This is a genomic window from Chitinophaga sp. CC14, from assembly GCF_048957795.1.
Classification (GTDB): Bacteria; Bacteroidota; Bacteroidia; order Chitinophagales; family Chitinophagaceae; genus Chitinophaga; species Chitinophaga ginsengisegetis.
The window spans coordinates 472,479-494,213 of record NZ_JARBFY010000005.1; the positions used below are offsets into that span (position 1 = coordinate 472,479).

General features: G+C 46.2%; 17 protein-coding genes. 4 read left to right on the plus strand and 13 right to left on the minus strand.

The annotated features are described in order from the left end of the window. The first annotated feature begins 50 nt into the window (after nucleotides 1–50). Entirely contained in the window at nucleotides 51–512 is a 462-nt protein-coding gene (locus PV783_RS21475; RefSeq protein ID WP_420989506.1) for a DUF962 domain-containing protein, read from the plus strand. A gap of 6 nt (nucleotides 513–518) precedes the next feature. Here the strand turns inward: PV783_RS21475 and PV783_RS21480 are convergent, their stop codons facing one another. From PV783_RS21480 to PV783_RS21500, 5 genes are all read right to left on the minus strand, one after another. After that, the gene (locus PV783_RS21480) at nucleotides 519–1,091 is read right to left on the minus strand and encodes a hypothetical protein (protein ID WP_420989507.1); all 573 of its coding nucleotides are present in this window, start codon (nucleotides 1,089–1,091) and stop codon (nucleotides 519–521) included. 137 nt (nucleotides 1,092–1,228) lie between these two features. Further along, entirely contained in the window at nucleotides 1,229–2,806 is a 1,578-nt protein-coding gene (locus PV783_RS21485) for a DHA2 family efflux MFS transporter permease subunit (protein ID WP_079472762.1), read from the minus strand. A 174-nt stretch (nucleotides 2,807–2,980) separates the two neighbouring features. Then, nucleotides 2,981–4,069 carry an HlyD family secretion protein gene (locus tag PV783_RS21490; protein ID WP_079472761.1) on the minus strand — a complete coding sequence of 363 codons (1,089 nt, stop codon included), beginning with the start codon at nucleotides 4,067–4,069 and terminating at the stop codon, nucleotides 2,981–2,983. 70 nt (nucleotides 4,070–4,139) lie between these two features. Then, nucleotides 4,140–5,501: a TolC family protein gene (locus PV783_RS21495; RefSeq protein ID WP_079472760.1), complete on the minus strand. Its 1,362-nt coding sequence runs from the start codon at nucleotides 5,499–5,501 to the stop codon at nucleotides 4,140–4,142. Next, nucleotides 5,491–6,123 (minus strand): TetR/AcrR family transcriptional regulator, encoded by a 633-nt coding sequence (locus tag PV783_RS21500; protein WP_079472759.1) that lies wholly within the window; start codon nucleotides 6,121–6,123, stop codon nucleotides 5,491–5,493. The genes PV783_RS21495 and PV783_RS21500 overlap by 11 nt, the downstream gene beginning before the upstream one ends. Nucleotides 6,124–6,397: 274 nt before the next feature. Between PV783_RS21500 and PV783_RS21505 the strand changes: the two genes are divergently transcribed. Beyond that, a complete protein-coding gene (locus tag PV783_RS21505) occupies nucleotides 6,398–6,865 on the plus strand; it encodes a hypothetical protein (RefSeq protein WP_420989508.1) in 468 nt (155 codons plus the stop codon). Nucleotides 6,866–6,897: 32 nt separating this feature from the next. Here PV783_RS21505 and PV783_RS21510 read toward each other — a convergent pair whose 3' ends face one another. Continuing rightward, nucleotides 6,898–7,815: a hypothetical protein gene (locus tag PV783_RS21510; protein ID WP_420989509.1), complete on the minus strand. Its 918-nt coding sequence runs from the start codon at nucleotides 7,813–7,815 to the stop codon at nucleotides 6,898–6,900. A 199-nt stretch (nucleotides 7,816–8,014) separates the two neighbouring features. On the opposite strand from PV783_RS21510, the gene PV783_RS21515 reads away from it, so the two are divergent. Together PV783_RS21515 and PV783_RS21520 are read left to right on the plus strand one after the other, a co-directional pair. Then, nucleotides 8,015–9,445: a sensor histidine kinase gene (locus PV783_RS21515; RefSeq protein WP_420989510.1), complete on the plus strand. Its 1,431-nt coding sequence runs from the start codon at nucleotides 8,015–8,017 to the stop codon at nucleotides 9,443–9,445. A gap of 4 nt (nucleotides 9,446–9,449) precedes the next feature. Then, nucleotides 9,450–10,142: a response regulator transcription factor gene (locus PV783_RS21520; RefSeq protein ID WP_420989511.1), complete on the plus strand. Its 693-nt coding sequence runs from the start codon at nucleotides 9,450–9,452 to the stop codon at nucleotides 10,140–10,142. Nucleotides 10,143–10,478: 336 nt separating this feature from the next. On the opposite strand, the gene PV783_RS21525 is transcribed toward PV783_RS21520, so the two are convergent. The 7 genes from PV783_RS21525 to PV783_RS21555 all read right to left on the minus strand — a co-directional run bounded on the left by PV783_RS21525 (nucleotide 10,479) and on the right by PV783_RS21555 (nucleotide 21,452). After that, on the minus strand, nucleotides 10,479–11,276 hold the full coding sequence (locus tag PV783_RS21525; RefSeq protein WP_420989512.1) for a hypothetical protein: 798 nt from the start codon (nucleotides 11,274–11,276) through the stop codon (nucleotides 10,479–10,481). A 15-nt stretch (nucleotides 11,277–11,291) separates the two neighbouring features. Beyond that, on the minus strand, nucleotides 11,292–12,086 hold the full coding sequence (locus PV783_RS21530; RefSeq protein WP_420989513.1) for a hypothetical protein: 795 nt from the start codon (nucleotides 12,084–12,086) through the stop codon (nucleotides 11,292–11,294). 32 nt (nucleotides 12,087–12,118) lie between these two features. Then, nucleotides 12,119–15,577 (minus strand): TonB-dependent receptor domain-containing protein, encoded by a 3,459-nt coding sequence (locus PV783_RS21535; protein WP_420989514.1) that lies wholly within the window; start codon nucleotides 15,575–15,577, stop codon nucleotides 12,119–12,121. A gap of 85 nt (nucleotides 15,578–15,662) precedes the next feature. Continuing rightward, nucleotides 15,663–16,661 (minus strand): FecR family protein, encoded by a 999-nt coding sequence (locus PV783_RS21540; RefSeq protein ID WP_420989515.1) that lies wholly within the window; start codon nucleotides 16,659–16,661, stop codon nucleotides 15,663–15,665. 141 nt (nucleotides 16,662–16,802) lie between these two features. After that, nucleotides 16,803–17,414: an RNA polymerase sigma factor gene (locus PV783_RS21545; protein WP_420989516.1), complete on the minus strand. Its 612-nt coding sequence runs from the start codon at nucleotides 17,412–17,414 to the stop codon at nucleotides 16,803–16,805. Nucleotides 17,415–17,627: 213 nt separating this feature from the next. Then, the gene (locus PV783_RS21550) at nucleotides 17,628–19,571 is read right to left on the minus strand and encodes a hypothetical protein (RefSeq protein WP_420989517.1); all 1,944 of its coding nucleotides are present in this window, start codon (nucleotides 19,569–19,571) and stop codon (nucleotides 17,628–17,630) included. A gap of 21 nt (nucleotides 19,572–19,592) precedes the next feature. Then, the gene (locus PV783_RS21555; protein ID WP_420989518.1) at nucleotides 19,593–21,452 is read right to left on the minus strand and encodes a family 16 glycoside hydrolase; all 1,860 of its coding nucleotides are present in this window, start codon (nucleotides 21,450–21,452) and stop codon (nucleotides 19,593–19,595) included. Nucleotides 21,453–21,735 lie beyond the last annotated feature (283 nt).

The window sequence follows — 21,735 nt, forward strand, 5'->3', positions numbered from 1 at the left end:
TGGGTTATTTAACGTATTTTAATAGCAGCACTTTATAAACCGCCACCGCTATGAGAACAATCCATCAATGGCTGGACGAGTACGGCAGCAGCCACCGTAACCACACCAACAAACTGATTCACTGGATTTGTGTGCCCGCTATTTTTTTCAGTATCGTCGGATTTTTATACGCAATCCCGTTGCCCATTGGTGGCGTGCGTTCTTATATTTCGGTGGCACATGTGGTATTGCTATTACTGATCATTTACTATCTGCGCCTCTCTCCTTCCCTGGCGGCAGGTATGCTGCTCATCGGCGTGATCTGTTTATGGCTATGGCGCCTCATAGCAGCCACTCCGCTGGTGATCTGGCAGGTGGCATTGTTTATTTTCGTAGTGGCCTGGATCGGGCAGTTTATTGGTCATAAAATAGAAGGCGCCAAACCTTCTTTCTTCAAGGATCTGCAATTCCTGCTCATCGGGCCGGCCTGGCTGCTGAGCTTTATCTATAAAAAAGTGGGTATCCGCCTGTAAAAGTCCTCATGTAGCGGCGGATAAATAAAGCCGCAGCACATAGCTCATTTCGTATAGCATAAATATAATGACCAGCGCCCCGTGAAAGGTGCGGTTACTGATCCTGATGGCCAACAGGCAAAGGACAAAGTGAATGATATTGCGGATCGGATATTCTATCCCGAAATGATGAAAGTAGTCTTGTCCTTTTATCAGCGTATCTATTATATCTGCAATAAACGAAAATGCCAGTACCCCGAAAAACCACTTTCGTCGTGAGTAAAAGTAGTCCTGGTATCCTTTATAATCTTTCAGATCATCCGGGTACAACAGTGCACAGAGCAGGAAAAAGGTAGTAATAAAAGAGATGATAAAGATATATTCCGGGAAAGTCCATTTCTTCAATGCGTGCAATGGCATTTCCCACCACCAGAAATGTACCAGCAGCACAAAGATGTAAGCTACCCATGAAAGGTGTACCCAGTAAGGTTTTTCCCGGTTGGGATGCTGGATGAATTTAGCAGTGCCTTTGAGCAGATGGGCAATGCTGAGGCTCAGGATAAATCCTATCACCATTCTTACATGGCCGAATGTTTCCATAGCGGGGTGTTTCTATGAATTTAATTCATTGCTCCTGAAAAAACAAAAGCCCCGATTAAAATCGGGGCTTATTTACCTAAACCTACAACTGTTACACTGTTATTGCAACAATAATTTATCTTGAAAAACTGTTTCCGTTAGTGCATAGCAGACGGATCGAGTTTTGCAGCTTTCTTAGCTTTTACCATGAGTACAAACGGTACACAAATCAGGAATATCAGGCCCAGGTACAGGAACACATCCATATAGGATAATATGGCGGCCTGTTTGGTAACACTGTAATCCAGTAATTTATAACCCGAATTCAGTGCCTGGTGAGGGTCCATTCCTTTGGCGCCGAAGCTCTGCTGTAACCCGTTTACCCGGTTAATTACATCGGGGTTATTGGTATCCAGTTTTGCTACCAGGTCGCTCCGGTGCAGCATATTCTGACGGGCCATAAACGTAGTGATCAAAGCCACCCCAAATGAACCTCCCAGCTGACGCATCATACCGGTGAAGGCTGCTCCCTGGCCAATCTGTTGTCCTTTCAAACCAGACAGCGACAACGTGGTGATAGGAATAAAGAGTAAACCCATACCTATACCGCGAACAATCAGCATCCAGAAGAAAGCGTCTGAACCGGTATCTGCCGGTGTGATAATTTTATATCCCCAGAAGCAGAACACAAAGAACAGGAACATACCACTTGCCACCAGGTATTGTTGTGGAATACCTCTTTCCAGCATCTTACCGATGAGCGGCATCATCACTGCGGTAGTCAACGCCGCAGGAATCATGAGCATACCGGATTGGGTAGCTGTCCATCCCAGCGAACCTTGTGTGTACAGCGGGATGATGAAGGTAGATCCGTATAATCCGAAGCCCATGATGAACGACAGAATGGTACCTACCCGGAGGTTTCCGTTTTTGAGCACCCTCAGCTCCACAATGGGGTTCTTATAGGTAAGTTCACGCCATACAAAGAAGAACAGGGCCAATACACTTGTTACGGTCAGGGCTGTAATGGTAGAGTCGTTAAACCAGTCGTCTTCCTGTCCGCGTTCCAATACAAATTGTAAACACCCTACCATCACCGCCAGGAGTCCTATACCGAGGAAATCTATCTCCGACATTGCTCTTTTTTCACCATATTTCGGGCTGCGTACAAACTGCAAAGTGAGCAGGGTAGCGATTACACCGATCGGAATGTTGATGTAAAAGATATAAGGCCAGGAATAGTTATCGGTGATGTAACCACCTAACGGGGGGCCTAACGTTGGGCCGATAATTACACCCAATCCATAAATGGCCTGGGCGATACCGCGTTTTTCAGGCGGATAACTTTCAGTGATAATCGTTTGAGAGGTCACCAGCAATGCACCTCCACCCAAACCCTGTATGAAGCGGAATATGATCAGCTCCCACATGGCAGTTGCGTTACCGCAGAGGAAAGAGGAAACGGTGAATATAATAATAGACGCCGCGAAATAGTTACGACGACCAAATTGCTGTGATAACCAGCTGGTCATCGGTACTATGATTACGTTACCGATAGCGTATGCGGTGATGACCCATCCGATTTCACTGAGTGTGGCGCCCATGTTACCACGCATGTCATTCAACGCCACATTTACGATAGTGGTATCCACTATCTCCAGCAAAGCGCAGAATATAGCGGTGATCGTAATGATCACCCTGCGCGAGCCGTATTCTATCAATGATTCTTGTTGCATGCAGCACTTATATTTTGAATGAAAACAACACTACCCGGAGTTAATAATTAATGACGAACATGACCTTTCTGTTGATGATCTGTTATTTATGCTAATCGATTATGCCTGTCTGTTAATTATTGCATGGTTCCCACTAATTATTAACTCCGGATACGTTGCTGTTCATGTATATGATTAGTTGAGATGCACGTCTACCAGTACGTTCATACCCGGGCGTAACTGTTTTACCAGTTCATCGTTAGGGTTATCGAACTCAATTTTTACCGGTAAGCGCTGCACTACTTTTACGAAGTTACCGGAAGCGTTATCCGCAGGCAGCAGGGCGAATTTGGAGCCGGTAGCCGGTGCGAAGGAAGTTACTTTACCTTCCAGTCCTTTTTCAGGATAAGCATCGATGTGTACCGTTACTTTCTGACCCAGTTTCATTTTATCCAGCTGTGTTTCCTTGAAGTTGGCCACTACCCAAGGAGTAGTGCTCAGTACCACGCTGAATAAAGACTGACCCGCAGTAACAAACTGTCCCGGCTGTACGAAGATTTTTGACAGTACGCCATCTTCCGGAGCAAGGATCACGGAATAAGACAGGTTCAGTTTAGCATCTTCCACATCTGTTTCACGTTGTTTGATACCTGCATTCGCTACGTTAATTTGTTTGGATGTAGCGCCGCTCTGGGAACTCACTACGTTTGTCTGACGGCTGGCAGCTGCCTTTTGACGGGCCAGTACATCAAGCTGACGTTCAGCAGTTTGTTTGGCAGCAGAAGCCTGTTCAAATTCCTGTTGGGTAATAGAATGATCTTTGATCAGGTTAGCGTAACGGTCGTAATCCTGGCTGGCTCTCCAGAGGTTTACTTTGGCGGCTTCGATCTGTGCATCGATAGTACCTACCTGCGCCTGTGCGGTGCTGATACCTGCTTCCGCAGCAGCAGTGCTGGCCTGTGCAGCGCCCAGGTTAGCCTGTGCAGCATAAAGGGCGTTTTCTGCCTGTTGTACTTTTATGGCCAGGTCGCGGTCGTCCAGGATTACTAATGTATCTCCTTTCTTCACCACCTGGTTATCTTTCACTCTTACTTCTTTCACATAACCGGATACGCGGGGTATAACCGGGCTCACATTAGCATCGATCTGCGCATTATCAGTTTCTTCATGGTGCTGACCATGAACATACTTGGTGATACCAAATGCACCGCCACCCAGCACCAGCACTGCCAGCACTATAACGAATCCTTTGCTTTTCTTTTTAGGCGCGGTTGTTTCCTGCATGTTTATATTGTTAGTAGGTTTTGTTTGAGTTTGCGTTTCCACGGCTTTGATATTTATTGGTTTGTTGGTATTATTTGTTGTTGGATTCCAGTATACCTGCAGACTGTAACAGTTTGTTATATGCTACCAGTGCATCTGCCTTTGCGTACGCATAATTGAGATGCGCCTGCAGATTTGCAACGTCGGCATCCAACAGATCTGTTGTAGTAGCCAGGTTGTTATCGTGCTTGTTCTTCGTAATCCGGTAATTTTCTTCCGACTGTTCTATCGCTTTGATATAAGTATCCATTTTCTTGTGGCTCAGGAGGTAGTTTTCGTAAGATTGGTATACGTCCAGGTGAATACCGTCCACGAGCTTCGCCTCATTGGCCTGTACTTCCGCCAGTTGCGCCTTTGCATTGCTTACTTTTGATCCTGTTTTCCAGAGGGAAGAAAGATTGTATTTCAGCCCTACTCCTGCATTTACGGCATTGGTAATGGTGATCACATTAGGAATGTAAGCAGCCACATATCCGCCGGTTACAGCGAGTGATGGGAAATAATCCGCTTTAGCTCCTTTTATTCCTGCATTCGCTGCTTTTTCCCGTGCAGTGAGAGAGGCTGCATCCTTACGGTTCTGGTAAGCCAGTTGCTCAAACTCTGCTACTCCGCGGCCATCTACCTTATCATCTACTTTGAATACGGTGCTGTCTACCTGGATCATGGTGTTATCCGGCAGGCCCAGCATGATATCCATATTCAGATTGGCAATTTTCAGGTTGTTTTCAGCGTCCATCAGTGCCAGCTGATAATTAGATTGCTGTAATTCTGCTTTTAAGAGATCGTTGCGGGCAAGGAGACCATTCTTTTCCTTGTTGGAAAATTCTTTCACCCTTTCGTCCGACTGCCGGATGTTTTCCTGTACCAGTGCTACTGCAGCTTTTGCCTTATAAAGATTGCTGTAGGCGGCGATGGTGTTCTGGATCACATCTTCACGGTCTTTATCAACATCCAGTCGCGCTGCTTCTGCCAGGTAACGGGCAGACTCTTTACCGCTTTGTATCAATCCACCTGCAAAGATGGGTACGGATACACTGGCGATACCATAAGCTGCTGAATTCACCTTGGGGCTTTCACTTTTGGTGCCACCGTTGCTATCATCTCCCAGTTTAAGTTTCATGTCGATATTAGGCTGTGTAAGCCTGAGATAAGAACCGGAAACACTTACATCCGGTAACTGGCGTTCATTGGCTTCTTTCAGTGAGGCGGTAGCCTGATCCACTTTAGCATGACTCACCTTTAGTTGTTTGCTGTTTTGTATACTCAGCGATATGGCTTCATTTAACGAAAGCGGTTTTACGCTCTGTTGTGCGGATGCTGTCTGAAAGAAAAAAGTCAGCAGGATTCCCGATGCAAGCGCATATAATCGTGTGTATATGCTTTTAGAATTCATGTGTTAGGATTGCTTTGAACAATTTTTTTAAATGTGTACTTACTCTGTTTTTCAAATACTCCCTGTATTCATCGTCGTTCAGATCCTTTGCTTCAGGGTTCGTTCTTAATATATGCTTGGCAGGTATTACCTGATGGATAGTCCCGAATAAAGAAGTCATCAGCATTTCCACATCTACATCTTTATAAAAGATGCCCGCTTCCTGGGCATTTGTAACGATGGGGCGCATCAGACCAAGCATTTCCCCTTTCAGTTGCCAGATCAGATCCCTGACCGGACTCTGCTGGCTGTTCAGCTGTTCGCGGCTCATAATGCACTGGAAATACTGCTCCCCAAGCATTTTATTGATGAACCGGTCGATCAGGCTGTTTATTTTCTCCAGTGGCTCCATCGTGTCGTTCTCCAGTAATTCATTAATGAACTTCCGGGAAGCCTCCATTCTATATTTGAAAATAGATTCCAGCAATTTGTCCTTTGAACCAAAATAATAGGAGATCATGGCGATGTTCACATCCGCCTCCTGTGCTATATCTCTCACCGATGTGCCATGAAAGCCCTGATCGGCAAATAGCCGCTCCGCAACCGTTAAAATTGAGAGCTGTTTTTCACTATACTCTTCCATGTTCCTTTTTTAGATTTGACAGGACAAAGTTAAACAAACGTTTAATTTAAACAAGCGTTTATTTAACTGTTTGTTTAAATTTTGAATATTTAAAACTGTATATAATTGATAATCAATAAAATTGTCTAAAATTTTAAGCTATTTTTAATATTTCTTAATAATAGCTTAATAAAAAAGAAGAAAATCCTACCAATAGCGAGGTTTTCATAGCAGAATTTTATAATTTAAGAGATATACTCATACCGCCCTGTTTTACCATATAAAAACAAATTACATGCGTCCTTTTTCCTCCTTTCCGGGAACTGTTTTATTGGCCGGCCTTATTACCGGTACGCTGGACATTCTTTCTGCGTTTGTGTATTTTTCGGTTGTTAGTCATGGTCAGCCTGTCGGCAAAATACTGGTATACATCAGCAGCGGGGTATTTGGTAAAGCGGCCTTTAGCGGGGGGCCGGCCATGATGTGGTGGGGGTTATTGTTTCATTATCTTATTGCGCTGACGTGGTCGTTTGTTTTCTTTGTCCTCTATCCGAAGATAGCAGGGCTGCACAAACACCCGGTGGCCACCGGGCTTGTTTATGGTTTACTGGTATGGTGTGTAATGAACCTGGTGGTAGTGCCGTTAAGCCAGGTACCGCATGGGCCGCTGCGTTTAGTCAACTCCGTTATTAATATACTGATACTGATGGCGATGATTGGATTACCACTTTCCTTCATGGCCCGTAAGTATTACACAAGATAAAAGGCGGAGGGCGTGCCCTCCGCCTTTTATCTTTAATATTTTACTCCCGGAAATTCTTTCTGCGCCTGCAGAAACTCCTCCTCCCAACTGGCAGGCCAGCCAAAAGCAATAGTGGCTTGTGGTTTCAGGTTTACACCCGCAGCGCCGCTCCAGAAATGGATAAACTCTCCCCAGTTCAAATCCCGCGTATATGCGTTGCCGTTACGGGGGAAATTGGCGGCCAGTAATGTAAAGAAATTGTTCAGCACTTTGGCCCCGCCGTACTGATGGTAAATCGGGTAAAACCAGTTTTTGAACCACTGTGTTCCCGGCCGCGGAAAATTGTCCGTGCCTTTCATCTGCATATCAAACCAGCGCCTGGCTTCTGCATCCCAGCCCAATGCCTGGTATACATCATACTGATAGATCTCCATCCACTTGCTGTCTTTCCATATCGGGAAAGCCGGCGACCCATGCACGCCTTTGGCTGCGCCTTCCACAATATGCCCTACCTCATGCACGGCCGCATCCAGGTTCCAGCCGGTATTGCTCACCCAATCGCCTTCATGCCCTACATCAATTACATTGCGGTAGTCGTGGCTGCCGTCGAAATAGGTAGACGGATGCCCGCCGCCGTATTTGCCGGTATGCAGCAATACAAAGAGGCGGTTATCCTTGCCAAAGGCGCCATAAGTTTTAGTGGTGTAGTTCCATACCTTCGTTAACAGCGTATCCGGCCAGGTAATACTCTCAGGCGTTTCTTTGTCGTAATACACCGTTACCGACGAATTGCTGAACACCCGGCGCATTACCTGCGCATGCTCAAACCAATGCTCCTTCCAGGTAAGTGGTGGTGCAGCCATGGTATCCTTCACCACAGGCGCCATCCACGCGGTATTTTTCGAAGCAAAGGAGGCAAGGGTAAAAAGACTGCCACCAACTAATAATACATAGCATAAATATCTCTTCATACAGGGATTTTATAAAAAATGCTAAATCGATTTTCTAATACCAAAAAAGTAGTATCTTAATGGTGAAAATAGCCAACAGGAATCGAATCAATTTTAAAAAATCCCTAACGGATTGTAAACAAAACTTAAAAGTATCAGGAGCGGACGTCGTTATCAATTGATGAACAGGAAAGGTCAACCAAAAGTAACAAAGCGAAGCATGAGGCATTCTATCAAGCTGTATATCCTGACAGCTGTTATCTGTATTATCGCGTTGGCTATTGTACAGTTTTTCCTGATATATAATACCTATCAGTTGCTGGACAGTCGTTTTAACTACGTGGAAAAAGGAAGGATCGGTGAAGCCTACAACCTGGCTATCGCCAACGATAAGCTGTTCCCGGGAGGACAACCCCTGCTGGACAGCATCATTGTGCCACAATATCCTTACCTGGAACAACTGTATAACACCAACCGCCACGGCTTCGACACCGCCGCACAAAACCTCGTGAACCGCATTATCCGCGAACTGGTAAAGCACGAGAACACCGACAGCATGCTGAAAGCCATTAAAGCCAACGACGGGATCAAGGATTCCCTGCTGTTTGCCTTATGCATTCACCGGCTGGATATCAAGTTCAAAGACAGTCAGTACGTGAACATATACAACCGCTTTAAAAAGTACCCGCTCATCCCGGCCAACAGACAAAAGGAAATGGGGCTTTTTATTTGCGGCAACCTGCCGCAGCTCAATGAAAACAGCGCAGCATCCTCGCTGGTGGCCAATTCGCCCCTGCCCTACTCCTATTCCCTGTCGTTCTCATTTTATGCAGACCCCTATAACCGCCGCACCCTTGTACTCCGGCAAATGAAATATACCATCCTGCCCGGCATACTCACCCTGCTGGCGGTGATTACACTGTTTGCCATCACCCTGTTCAAATGGATCCGGCAAAAACACCTGTCTGATATGAAATCAGACTTTATCAATAATATCACCCACGAGTTTAATACGCCCATCACGGCTATTATCGTTGCCAATAAAAATATCCAGAATGAAAAAACGCTGGATAACAAACAAAGCGTTACCGCACTTTCCGAGATTATCCACCGGCAGGCGGAACGCCTGAAACTACTGGTGGAAAAGGTGATCAATATTGCAGCTACGGAAAAACTGGCGCTCAAAACCACTACCACAGATCTGAATGAACTGATCAGCGGGATACTGGCGGTGTATAGTCTTAATACCATGAAGCAGGCCATCCGCTTCACGTTCAACAACAGCGGCCAGCCGGTGATGATTGAAGCAGATACCTTTCATTTTACCACCCTGCTGCAAAACATCCTGGATAATGCCGTGAAGTACAACGACCAGCCGGAGAAAATCATCACCATTACTACGCTGCAGGAAAAAGAATCTATCGCATTGATCATACAAGACAATGGTATCGGCATGAACGCCGCTACCCTCCGCCATATCTTTGAGAAATTTTACCGGCACCAGCCCAATCTGTCCAGGCCCACGAAGGGCCTGGGCCTTGGGCTTTATTATGTAAAACAGTGCGTGGATGCACATGGCTGGAGCATTAAAGTGAGCAGCGAACCCGGTGCAGGCAGTACTTTCGTAATTACCATACCTTCAAAAATATAACGCTATGAAACATCACATTCTGCTGGTAGAAGATGAAACGGATCTCGGTAACGTTGTAAAACAATACCTGGAACTGATGGATTTCACTGTCGACTGGCAACAAAACGGGCGGGCGGCGTTGGAGGCTTTTGCCGCCACTCCCACGGCCTGGCATATCATCCTGATAGATATCAACCTCCCCGAAATGGATGGCTTTGAACTGGCCCAGGAACTGGTGAAAATACAACCAAGCGTTCCGTTCCTCTTCCTCACAGCACGTGGTGAAAAGAAAGACCGCCTGTATGGCCTGAAGATCGGGGCAGACGATTACATCGTAAAACCGTTTGATGTAGATGAACTGGTGCTCCGCATAAAAAACATCCTGAAAAGAAACCAGATCGTAAACAGCATAGCCGGCAGCAACGCCATTGAACTTGGAGGGATGCGTTTTCACAAAGACTCGCTGAAGCTTATTGGCAATGGCAAGGAAACCATTCTCACGCCGCTGGAAAGCGATCTGCTGCTGCACTTCTATCACAACAGCAATAAGGTGATCCGGCGGGAAGATATCCTCCACCAGGTATGGGGAGCGAATGATTATTTTGTAGGAAGAAGTTTAGATGTATTTGTATCCCGCTTCCGCAAATACTTCCAGGGGAATGAAAATATCAGTATCCGGAACATTTATGGGATCGGGTTCATGTTCAGCCTTACCTAAATAAAAAAGGGCGGGCGCTACATCGCTTAAGGGCCCGCCCCTGCACATCTTTTACAAGATGTTGTGCCTGTTTATCAACCGTATCTTCATCATTTCAGTAAAGTCGTGTAAAGGAAAAACAAATACAGGAGGGCTTTGCCGCTATAGGTGTTTTTCATAGTGATACATAGTTAACAGGGGTAACCGGAAAAAGTTCACCAGCGGGTGGTAGTCTTTCAGAAAAAGGGTCTGACTTTAGGGTGCTGGCCAGCGGGTGGTCAGGAGTAGGGCTGACCATTACTTTTTGGTCAGCCCGGGAATTTTATCTGCAAATTGCGTTGCGATGATCCATATTTACTAGAACCTGTCCGGGTAAAAAAACAAACGGGACTGCTCTAACTGCCAGGAGCCAGGCGTAATAAAATAAGGCAACACCAAACCTTTTTCACCGGCAAGGGGAAAACCCATTCCCATTGCCGGCACTTTACTCATGGTTTCATTATCCTGAAAGGCCCATTGATCTGTGGTACCTGCCTTCGTAAAACAAACACTGCTATTGCTCAGGGCATTTTTATTATCAAAATCAGCGGAAGGAATATAATCTATATAAATCCATGATTTTCGTTTTACATCCTTTGCCAGGTATTCCCGGTATTCCTGCCCGGTGGTGTTATCAATTCTGTACAGGAAAATATCAAAGGGGGCATCGCTATCCGCATAGTGAATATAAAATCCCAATTTATTGGTGGTGGCTTCGGCGGCTGGTGGATTTACTTCTACCACCTTACCATCTAAATAGATGTAATTAAAACAGGCTTTTGTGCCTGATGCAGGAAGTGGTTTACTAAAGACTATTTCCCCGGTAGCAGGATCTGTCAGGGTAACCTTCGAACGTAACGCCGGGTCACGGTAGGTATATACTGCGTTAAAGCCTATTAAAGAGGCTGGCTGGAGTATAAATTTTCCGTTGGCCAAACTCTTGTCGTACCTGGTGGTATCTATTGATACTTCCAGTTCGTTCGCACTGCCATTGTAGCCACTGATAATCACCTGTATTGCTTTTTCCGGATTGAGCTCCTCTTTGTTGCACGCTGCAAGCACGTTAAGCATGGTAATGATACCAGCTATTTTCATGTATTGTATTAATTGCTTCATTGGTTCGTTTATTAGTTATAGTTCAAATAGTTTGGTAAACCTTATACTATTTCCTGCAGTGCTTTCATTGAATATATACAAATTGGAAGATGCCACTGATGCAGGTGGTGTAGGGGCACTGGAGGAAGTGGCATGCCAGGTATATCCCGTTCCCTCCGTGTAAAATTCATTCGTACCTGCTTTGTAGATATAAGCCTTAAACAGCACACTGGTAGGTTGTCCATTATATTCTTGCCCCGAAGTTGGAAAGCTGGAAATAGTGACAGGCTCACTGCATTCATAAGGCTTTACATTTTTAATCCGGATGATCTCCTCAAAAGCCTTGGGTGTGAAATAGTATTTTATCAGCACAATATCTACAGGTGCTGTATAATTAGTAAGCGTTGGCATGAACAGGTAACTGATTTTTATTTTTCCCTGTTCAACCAGCGGCTTTTCCGGCAGGTCATTTACTTTACCATTCAGATAAAGAAATTTGAGGTTGGTAGGGCCGTCTCCCCTTTTTATTTCCTTCTCCAGCACCACTTTTCCCGTTCCTGTTTCTGTTAATGACAGCTTTACTTTATTGGTATTGCCATGGAACGTATACGCATCGATAAGATCAAAGGCACTATTGGGTGACAATGGATAATTGATCTTAAAGGTATCCAGTTTTATTTCCAATGTTTCATTGCTGCTATTATAGCCTTTCAACATCACAGGCGCTATCGTTTCCTTGTATAAAAAATCGTCTTTCCCTTTGTTGCAGGCAGCCAGTATCAACAGGAAGGCACCTGTCAGTATGGTATAAGATATCTTTATTGTCTTCATGACGCTACGGTTTTATTATAATCAGATGAAATCTAAAGGGAATAAGAAACGGATAAACTGAAAGAGGTGCCAATCTTACGAATGAAGGTATCCTTGTCGCCAATCCGGGTTTTAGTTTTCCCGTCTGCTGATGTTTCATAATAACCTTCTTCATATTTCTGGGAGAAGCCATATTTCCATTCGTAGATATCACTCCATTCTGTGGCTCCGGTAGAAGAAATTTCTGACATAGGGAGACCTTTCCATTTATCAAGCAGCTTATACGTGTCAGTACTGTTAATATAAAAGCGGTAAGGAGTATTTAGCAGGTTGCTGATGTTCAGCTTTGCTTTCAGCTTTTTGTTTTTCAGAAAACTATAGCTTAATTGGGCATCCAGCTGATCGCGTGGACGTTCATACTCTACAATATTCGGCGTAATGCCTGTGGAGAAGGTTTTGTAGCCCATGTGATTAAAGGCCATATTGACCCCTAAACGGTTGCCATCATATTGCAATCCTATATTGTACAGCACAGGCACCTGTCCATATAATGGTCTTTTTTCTCTCTGGAATACTTTGCTGCGGTATTCATAGCTTCTGCCGTATTTGTCTTCAATCATACTCTTTCCTACAAACATAGCAGCCTGTACTTCGGAACGCTGTAAGGTAAGGTTACCACTCAGGTAAATATTATCAAGCAATTTCCACTGCGGATAGATAAAACCCAGGCTTTTACGCAGGTCAAATTCCCACCCGTTCACCTTTGCCCAATCTGAATTTTGGGTAGATACATATACGCGCATAGTGGCATCCGGTTGTATACGGTACAGCTCTACCGGCTTGTCAAAATACTTATAGAAATAACCAACAGAAATCACCTCACCAGGTTTGGGATACCATTCCAGTCGTAAGTCATAGTGGTCAATCAAGGTAGAAAGCACACCTTCATTCCGGCGAAAAGCACCTATGGCCGGATCATAGCGGATCATCCGGGAGTTTTCGATCAGTGCGGGTCTTACCACCGATTGTGAATAAGCAGCCCGTATATTAAAATCCTTCAATGGTGTGGCAGTAAGGCTTGCTGAAGGCAGGTAACGCCATTTTTTTTCTTCAGTTTCCGGATCAGCTGTAGGTGTTACGATTTTTCCGGTTTCAGGGTCCACGAACCTGTATTTTTCGCCCCGTTCTATGAGTGTACTGATAGATAGGTCATTGGCACCGCTCCTGATCCTTTCGTAATCGTAGTATTCAGCCCGAATACCCCATACCAAACGCAGCCAGTTGGTAAAACGGTTATCCATCATACCATAAACTGCCTGATTGGTATTCTTTCCTTCATATCCGTTCCGGGAAAAACTGGCAGGATAATATAACAAGTCTTTCATGGGATCTTTGAATTCCAGGAATTGTCCCCATTCCTGTACAGGAACATGCGCATATATGCTACCTATTGTTCGTACGGTACTGATCGGCAATAGGGTCCAGTCGTAAAGACCGTGGCGCTCCATATACTGATAGCCGGACTTTACTATCTGCTTTTTTCCAAGTACGTTGAAATGATAGCTCAGGGATCCTTCCGCTATTTTATTGGTTTCCTCGTACCGGTATTGCGCCCTGTTAAATGTTCCGCCACCTGGATTGGTAACGCCACTGGGTGTTATATTGTAACTGCTTCCATTAAGCGTACTTGCAGGCATCAGCCAGGCTTCCACGGCATCTTTTTCGAGGTTGGTGAGTTTGTTCCGGGCCACATTCCAATCAAAACGGAAAGCACCAAAGGTGTGTTCACCATTGATACGGTTTTGCAAAAGGTCAATAAACTTTGGACGGTCGTATTCCCGGATGGCAGGATGTTCGCCATAACCAATGTCATTACCATATCCCACGATACGGGAAAACTGGTTGTTAAATACCCGTGAATAGAAATTGCGGAAAGTGATTTTGTGATGCTTTGATTGCCACCCCAGGTTGACCAGGGCGCCCCAGGTGGTATTGAAATTATACTGGTTGGAAAAAGTAGGGTCGATTTCTTCCCCGGTGGCTACGTTGTAAACGCGATTGCCGATCTTCTCCCAGTCGCCCCGTTCAAAATGGGAAATATCATCAATAGATTGCTCATTGCGGTAGCTGAGTGAAGCCACAAAACCGAAACGGCTATTTCTAATATTGTAGCTACGTCCCAGGCTGAACTGGTAGTTTTGTCCCGGTAATGCCTTGTAGGTCCTGGTGCCTATCCGTTCCAAACCACCTATTCTTTTGTTCTGCGCTGCAATCATTTCAGGTGTTATTGCCGGAATATCTTTGGGAGGAAGATCATACGGCTTGATAGGATTATAGTTTTGATTGGTAAAGATCAGCAGGTCTTTGGGGAAATGCTCCCTGCTGCCGTCATCAAAGCCGAGGTAGTCATTTTTTCCACGGCCATAACCCAGGAAGTCTTTTCCTGTGCTTCCGCTTGTATATTTTCCGCCAATACCTATTGTTGTAAAGTTTTGATCAGGAATCGCAAACGTGTTGATCTGTACCAACCCGCCGCCAAAGCCAAAGCTCATATCAGGCGTTGCCGTTTTAGATACGATTACATTGTCGATCAGGTTACTGGGAACAATATCGAACTCAAAGTCGCGCACCTGTACATCCGTACTGGGTAATGTGGCGCCGTCCATCATAGCAAGGTTGTAGCGCTCCGCAATACCTCGTATCACCACACGCCGGTTGTCATTAGTGCTCACTCCCGAAATCCGCTTTAATGTTTCCCCTATGTTTTTGTCGGGCAACGCTGCAATCTGTTCCCTGCTTATACCGTTGGAGATACCTGCTTCGTTCTTTTGGCGGGCATAGAGCGCTTTGATGCTTTCTTTTTTTGCAGAAGAGGTAATCACTACGCCACTCAGTGTATGCTTCGTTCTTTTAAGCGTTACGTTTAATGCAAAAATCTGATTGTCCTTTACTTCGATATCGGTGACCTGTTTGGTACCATAACCTAAGGACGAGATTTCTGCCTGATAGGCCCCCTTTGGCAGTGCAATACTAAAAGAACCATCTGTGCTGGTGGTTGTTCCATTATTGCCAATGCGGATACTGACACCTGGTATAGGATCACCGTTTTCTTCATCAATGATTTTCCCGCTGATTTTTCCGGGAGCTTTTTGAGGAGTGGCAGATGGCGTTTGTTTATCCGCGGATTTTTTAACCAGCCAGGCAGTGCCTCTTCTTTCTATAGTAAACGGAATGTTGGTGACCAGCCCGCTTAAAATCTGCTCCACCGTTTTGTTGTTGTATTCCGCTGGTTTTATCGCAACTCCATTTACTTCTTCTTTACTAAAGGCAATACTCATACCCGTTGTTTTACGGAGTACACCCAGCGCCTGTTCTAAACTGCCTTGTTGAAATTTTACCGAATACCTCGTTTCCTGCGCCAGCATTACCATAGGTGACAGTAACAATAATAGGATCAGGGCGGGCAGGATAAATAATTTCCCTCCAGGTTGCTTCAACCATGTTAGTAGCATAACTTTGTTTTTTACTTTTTTTATTTTAACGAATGAAAAAATGGCATTGGCCCTGTTCACAGCAGGGCTTTTGCTTTTATAGCGGTTAATAGATCTCTATTTCAGCAGGGGTGATGATCCGGAACCGGCATCCGGTTAAACTGCAAAACACTTCCACGATTTCACTGGCCGATTGCTCCTTATTAAAATTGACATTGACATTGGTTTGCAGTTGATGCGGATTCCGCCGCGTATGGAGGGTAACACCATATTGATTTTGCAGTAGCACCACCAGATCATTGAACCGGACATTTTCATAATCCCATTCGCCTTTTGCCCAGCTGGTCAGGCTTTCCACAGATACAGCACGTTGGATGGTATAATCCCGGCTGGCCTTATTGTAATGGATGGCCTGTGCCCGGGTAAGGATATCCGGTGCGCTGCCCGGCTTACTGACCTGCACCTTACCGGATACAACGGTGATCTGTATATCTTCTCCCTGGGCGTAGCTGCTGATATTGAACTGTGTGCCCAGTACCAAAGTGGCCAGGCTGTCGGCAGTTTGCACGGTAAAAGGATGTTTGTCGTCATGGGTTACGGTAAACAACGCTTCACCCGAAAGCTGCACCTGGCGGTGACGGGCAAAGTCGGCGTGATAATGCAATGTGGAACCGGCATTAAGCAGCACTACTGAACTATCGGGCAATACCACCTGCTTTATTTCCCCTTTACCAGTTGCTATTTCTTTGAACACCACGGCAGTTTGTGCAGGAGTAGCTGCGTATTGGATTGTTCCTGCCTTCCATATACCGGCGCCTGCGGTAATCAGCACCCCCATCCACACAGCTGCGGCACGCCAGCTGGATAATGGCCTCAGCAGCTTACTCCTGTGCACCGGGAGGCTGTCAGGAACGGTCGTTTTATCCTGCAAGCGGTGAATATTATTTAGTAACCGCGCTTCATCTTCCGCACTTAACTGAAGGTCTGCTTTCTTCATATCCCCCCCTTTTTCAAACCATTCTTCCATAATGGCTTTTTCCTGAGAAGTGCAGGTACCAGCTATATACCGGTCTAAAAGTTCCCTGAAACGTTGTTCTGTTTGCATAGCTTTTTATTTAAGAAGGGAGGGCCGTAAATACTATTTATAGTACCCCCTTACAGGATAGAGCCTAAAAACGAAAAGCAGACTACTCCGGAAAATGGAGTTAATAATTTGGTAATATTGCGAGGGGGGATTAAATCACAGTCACCTTGCTGCGATGAGCAAAACAATAAAAAACATAAAGAACAGGAAAGTTAACCGGGATACAGCCTGGCGGAGGCGCTTGCGCACTTTGGAAAGATGGTTTTTAACCGTGTTGGGAGAAATCAGCAGCAATTCAGCTATTTCAGGTACGCTCATACCAGCTTCCTGATTCAAGTGGTACACCTTTTTCATTTGTGCAGGCAACCCGGCAATTTCATTGGCTACAGAGGATTCCATCGTGCGGATGACAGATGCAGAATAAGCCTCCTGGAAAACCGGTGGCATGCCTTGTTCATTCAGTAGTTCCTGCAGCAAGTCCAGGCTTTCCGGACGGGCAGCATTACGTTTTATATATCTGAGTGTTCTGTTACGGGCTATGCTGTATAAGTAATTGAAAAGGGAACTTTGTATAATAATATCCGCTCTCTTATCCCACAAATCCATAAAAACTTCCTGTGTAATATCTCCCGCATCGGCCCGGCTACGGATATGTTTGTACACCATACTAAAAATAGGAGCGGCATACAAATGATACACCTGGTCAAAAGCGGTGCGGTCTCCCTGTTTTACCTGTTGCCATAATGCAGCGTGATCGTGGATGCCTGAAGCCATGTACTGATTTGTCCTTGTGCAGGGCAAATATAATCTTGCAATATTATCATAAAGTTAACGGTTATGGTATGGGTAAGATCACAAAGGAATATCGTGGACGAGAGGGAGCGTGAAAATAATCTACAAAAACATATGGCCCGCCGAGGCAGGCCATATGTTTTTCTTTTTTGCGGGCACAGACCTTTCGGGGCACCCCATTATTACGTTATTGACTTATTTCAGCGAATTGATCCAGGTAGCTATTTTCGTGGCATCTGCCTGCGGTACCTGTGGGAACGGCGGCATTGGCGTAGCATAGCCTGGCCAGTTCTCTGCCTGCGGATTTTTAATCAGCGCCAGGATCTTGGCAACAGAATAATTCCTTTTGGCTACATCGCGGAAACCGGGTCCCACCTGCTTTTTATCAGGATTGTGGCAGGAAGAACAGGTATACTTGTTCAGCAACGGTTTGATCTGCTCATAAGTCAGCGCCTTTGCAGGAGCTGCTTTGGCTGCTGTGGAAGCGGCTTTTGCATCTGCTATTTTCGTGGCAGTGGTAGCTGGTTTGGCAGCAGAGTTTTTAGTGCTCAGTGCGGAAACCGCCAGCTTTGCGCCGTCAGGAATATTATTCAGGGTGTAGTACACATCAGGGTGTACCAGTGAATAGGAATTTTCCTGGGTACGGATACCATTCAGCGACAGCTTATGGATGTAGTACTGGCGCAGCCCGTCGATCACGAGGCGCACCTTCATACCGTCAGGAGATACCTGTACTCCTTTGATGGTCAGCTTTTCTGAGTTAACAGTAGGACTGCCATATACCGGGTGATATTTATAGATAAAGCTTTCTACATTGTAAGAAGCAATATCTTCTGCATACTTTTTATCTACCGGTAAGGTGAAGGTAATTTCAAAACCATCGGGCATGGCGCTTACCGTTCTCATTTCAAACGGCACTTTGTTGTTCCATACCAAACGTTGCAGGCCCTGGTTGGCATCACCGGCAGAACCCCATCCACGGTTGGTTTCACCTACAAAGAGGGAACCGTCTTTACCCCAGGCGAGGCGCAGTACGCCCGACTGGAAGCCGCTTCTGAAATCCCAGGCAGCACCCTGGTACTCGCCGTTTACTTTCTCCAGGTATACACGTACAATTTTGCTCTGTCCCTGGTCGCCGATCAGCACCTGTTTGGCAAACGGGCCAAAGGCTCCTTCGGGGATGGTGGTAAGCTGTGCATTGGAAATACCCAGGATACCGTGTGGCAGCCAAACTGCCGGCAGCTGTACTTCCGGGAAATATTTCTTCATATCAAACAGCGTCACAAACTTTTCATTCTCTACGTTTTCCGGTTTGATAGCACGGCCGTTGGCATCTTTGCGGAAGCGTGGATCTACTTTGCTGTAGAGCGCTTCTGTGGTGAGTTTTACCGGGGAATTAGGCAGGTTGGTCCAGCGTAAACCTGCAGGATGACCAACAAAGCTACCTTTTTTCACGTGGGTTAAGCCACCGGAACCCATCCAGTCGCCCTGGTTCTCTGTATAGAACAGTTCTCCATCGATCGTACCAAGTCCGCACGGAGAGCGGAAACCGGTCGCAAATGGTTCCATTTTACCGTCTTCTGTAATGTGCATCATCCAACCTCTCCAGGGTACCCGGCTTTCACCGCGCCACCATTCTTCATCGCCAAAGGCCACGTTGCCGGAAACAAAGAAAGAGCCATCTGTGCCCAGTACCGGGCCAAAGCTGTATTCATGATAATGACCGGACAAAGGCCATGAGTACACGGTTTCAAACAGGTCCATTTTACCGTCCATATTGGTATCGGTCATTTTGGTGAGTTCACCGCGTTGTGCGCAGTAGAGGGAACCGTTTTTGTAGGCCAGTCCCAGTACTTCATGCAGCCCGGAGGCCACTTTCCTGAAGTAAGGTGTTTTGCTGGTAGGATTCTCTACTATAAATATATCGCCGCGGCGGGTGGCTACGCCCAGGTCGCCGTTGGGAAGGGTGCATAAACCACCTACTTCCAGCAGGGTACCTTCGGGTGAGCTGATACGCGCGATGCGGAAAAAGTCCTCTTCCTTCGGGGACTCCTGTGCTTTTACAGGCGTGATGGCCGTTGTCATCAGGAACATACCTGCGGCTATTCCTGCTGTAATACTTTTATAATTCAGTTTCATAATAGTCATTAGTGTTGCTGCTTAGAAGATAACCGCATAACCTGTTTTCGCCTGTACCGGCACTATCAGCTCCGCGCGGCCGTTCTGGTTGCGGATAATAGGATTCGCTTTGGCATCATCCATCTTCACATAATAAGATTTGTCGCCGATCACATATAATCCCGGAGACACCTGCTCAATACTATCCCCTACGGCTATACGCAGATACAGGTCGGAAGCAGGTTGCTGCACAGTAACAGTACGGTGGATGCCCTGGTTTTCCGGAAGCACGCTGATATCGTCTGTTACAGCAGTACCATAGATATTATAACGGAAAGTTGGCTTGCCGCTTTCATCGAGTGCATAGCCGGTTGGACGGAAGCCGGTACCGGCAGTATCCGTGCTCCAGGCAGTTTCTTTAGTGGCCAGTTTACCGATGGCCAGCGCAGGCTGATTGGTGAGTACCTGCACAGTCCCCAGCGGACGGGAAGAACCATCGCCACGGTCGTGCCACATAGGAGTGGTGTTCAGGAATTCGCCGCGCCATACCTGGAAGGGTAAGCCGTTGTCCATATCGTAGGTGTAATGCACTTTGGTGGGACTGCCTACAGATACGGCGTGTACCACGCGTTTGCCACCGCGTACATCCATGAAGCTGCGCAATACGGTGTTTTCGTTGGCGGTTACCAGGATAGGATCGGTAGGATCATCTACGGGTACGTTGGTATCGCTGATCACAAAGTCGCGGATACCGGCTTCACTCACCGATAAAGTGATGGATGGTTTTGCCCAGTCGGTATTTTTGACATACAGCACTTCCACCGGGTAGCTGCCGGGCTGCAATTCAATGCTGCCGCGGCCATCCCAACCCTGTGGTGTGATAACAGGTTGGTTATTCACTTTTAATACGCCTCCGCCACCGGAAGTATGCAGGTTGAAGTTGTATTTACCAGCGGTTTTAATGGCGATGGTAGCGGTGTAACGCACCAGGAACTCATTGTCCGGCAAACCTGCTATGTTGGAGGTAAGCAGCGCAGAAGTTCCGCTAGTTATGGGTTTCAGGGTAGCAAAGTCGGGTTCTTTATCAAAGCCGCCTTTGTACACGCTGTATTTTACGTTTTCCAGTGTTGGCCTGGGGGCGCTGAAGTTATGGATCACGATGTTCCTGAAAGCCACGGTACCATGGTCTCCCTGGATACGGAGCGGCCCGGAAGCCACTTCATTATTTTGTATGGCGCCACGGGTAGGTCCGGAAAGCACTACATTTTCCTGGATGGTTACGCCGTTCAGTTCCAGCTTCAGGATAACGGCATCGGCGGTTTTATTGCCGGCGGCATCAAAGCGGGGCGCCTGGAATGAAATTTTCATGTGCTGCCATAAACCGGGTGCGCGGCTTACGTTCTGCCGGGGAGCATGACCGTCATAGCCCTGCTGTCCTTCCGGTTTGCTGTCATTCCAGCGTTCATAGATACCTCCGTTGTCGGAAGCGCGGGGAGCTAAAGTACCCCAGCTGTCGAGCAACTGGATTTCATACCTTCCCTGTAGATAAATACCTGAATTAGAGCCTTTAGACATCATGTAATCCAGTTCGAGATCCAGGTCACCGTGTTGCAGGGTGCTGAAAAGGTCCTGTCCATGTGCATTCTTTTCAGGCAGGTTTACCAGGATGCCTGTTCCTGCAGTCGTTTGCAGCAGGTTGTTCTGTTGCAGGTCTGCTTTAACGCCGCCGGCTATACGCCAGTTGGCTGCAGGCTGCTGAAATGCAGATAAATCTGTTAACGGCAATTTGTTCTGTGCCATCATCTGCTGACAACTGCCAATACTTAAAATCAATACCAAAGTTCTCCGGTCGTACACACGTAACTGCTTCAACTTTGGACGGAACTTGTTCCATCTAAGCATAGATCTGGATTTTTTTTAAAAAGTTTACATTGATTGCTAAATGCATTTAGCCTTGCAGCTGATACATCATTATTTTTTATATAGGCAACCCCAATTGTTAATGAAATTTAAATTCTCAACTATCGCTAAACGTGGGACTGGACTAAATTTGAATCACGGGTGCCAAAATAGAAATTAATTGTAAGAAAGTTGTTAGTGAGGGAAAAAAAATTACACCAGCGGTAAAAATGCGGAGTGGATCGCAGGGGATTTTGTCTTTCCCAGGATTACGCTGATTATATTG

Coding starts and splice junctions, on each gene's coding strand:
- PV783_RS21475 (WP_420989506.1), top strand. CDS start 51: ATGAGAACAATCCATCAATGGCTGGACGAGTACGGCAGCAGCCACCGT.
- PV783_RS21480 (WP_420989507.1), bottom strand. CDS start 1,091: ATGGAAACATTCGGCCATGTAAGAATGGTGATAGGATTTATCCTGAGC.
- PV783_RS21485 (WP_079472762.1), bottom strand. CDS start 2,806: ATGCAACAAGAATCATTGATAGAATACGGCTCGCGCAGGGTGATCATT.
- PV783_RS21490 (WP_079472761.1), bottom strand. CDS start 4,069: ATGCAGGAAACAACCGCGCCTAAAAAGAAAAGCAAAGGATTCGTTATA.
- PV783_RS21495 (WP_079472760.1), bottom strand. CDS start 5,501: ATGAATTCTAAAAGCATATACACACGATTATATGCGCTTGCATCGGGA.
- PV783_RS21500 (WP_079472759.1), bottom strand. CDS start 6,123: ATGGAAGAGTATAGTGAAAAACAGCTCTCAATTTTAACGGTTGCGGAG.
- PV783_RS21505 (WP_420989508.1), top strand. CDS start 6,398: ATGCGTCCTTTTTCCTCCTTTCCGGGAACTGTTTTATTGGCCGGCCTT.
- PV783_RS21510 (WP_420989509.1), bottom strand. CDS start 7,815: ATGAAGAGATATTTATGCTATGTATTATTAGTTGGTGGCAGTCTTTTT.
- PV783_RS21515 (WP_420989510.1), top strand. CDS start 8,015: ATGAGGCATTCTATCAAGCTGTATATCCTGACAGCTGTTATCTGTATT.
- PV783_RS21520 (WP_420989511.1), top strand. CDS start 9,450: ATGAAACATCACATTCTGCTGGTAGAAGATGAAACGGATCTCGGTAAC.
- PV783_RS21525 (WP_420989512.1), bottom strand. CDS start 11,276: ATGAAGCAATTAATACAATACATGAAAATAGCTGGTATCATTACCATG.
- PV783_RS21530 (WP_420989513.1), bottom strand. CDS start 12,086: ATGAAGACAATAAAGATATCTTATACCATACTGACAGGTGCCTTCCTG.
- PV783_RS21535 (WP_420989514.1), bottom strand. CDS start 15,577: ATGCTACTAACATGGTTGAAGCAACCTGGAGGGAAATTATTTATCCTG.
- PV783_RS21540 (WP_420989515.1), bottom strand. CDS start 16,661: ATGCAAACAGAACAACGTTTCAGGGAACTTTTAGACCGGTATATAGCT.
- PV783_RS21545 (WP_420989516.1), bottom strand. CDS start 17,414: ATGGCTTCAGGCATCCACGATCACGCTGCATTATGGCAACAGGTAAAA.
- PV783_RS21550 (WP_420989517.1), bottom strand. CDS start 19,571: ATGAAACTGAATTATAAAAGTATTACAGCAGGAATAGCCGCAGGTATG.
- PV783_RS21555 (WP_420989518.1), bottom strand. CDS start 21,452: ATGCTTAGATGGAACAAGTTCCGTCCAAAGTTGAAGCAGTTACGTGTG.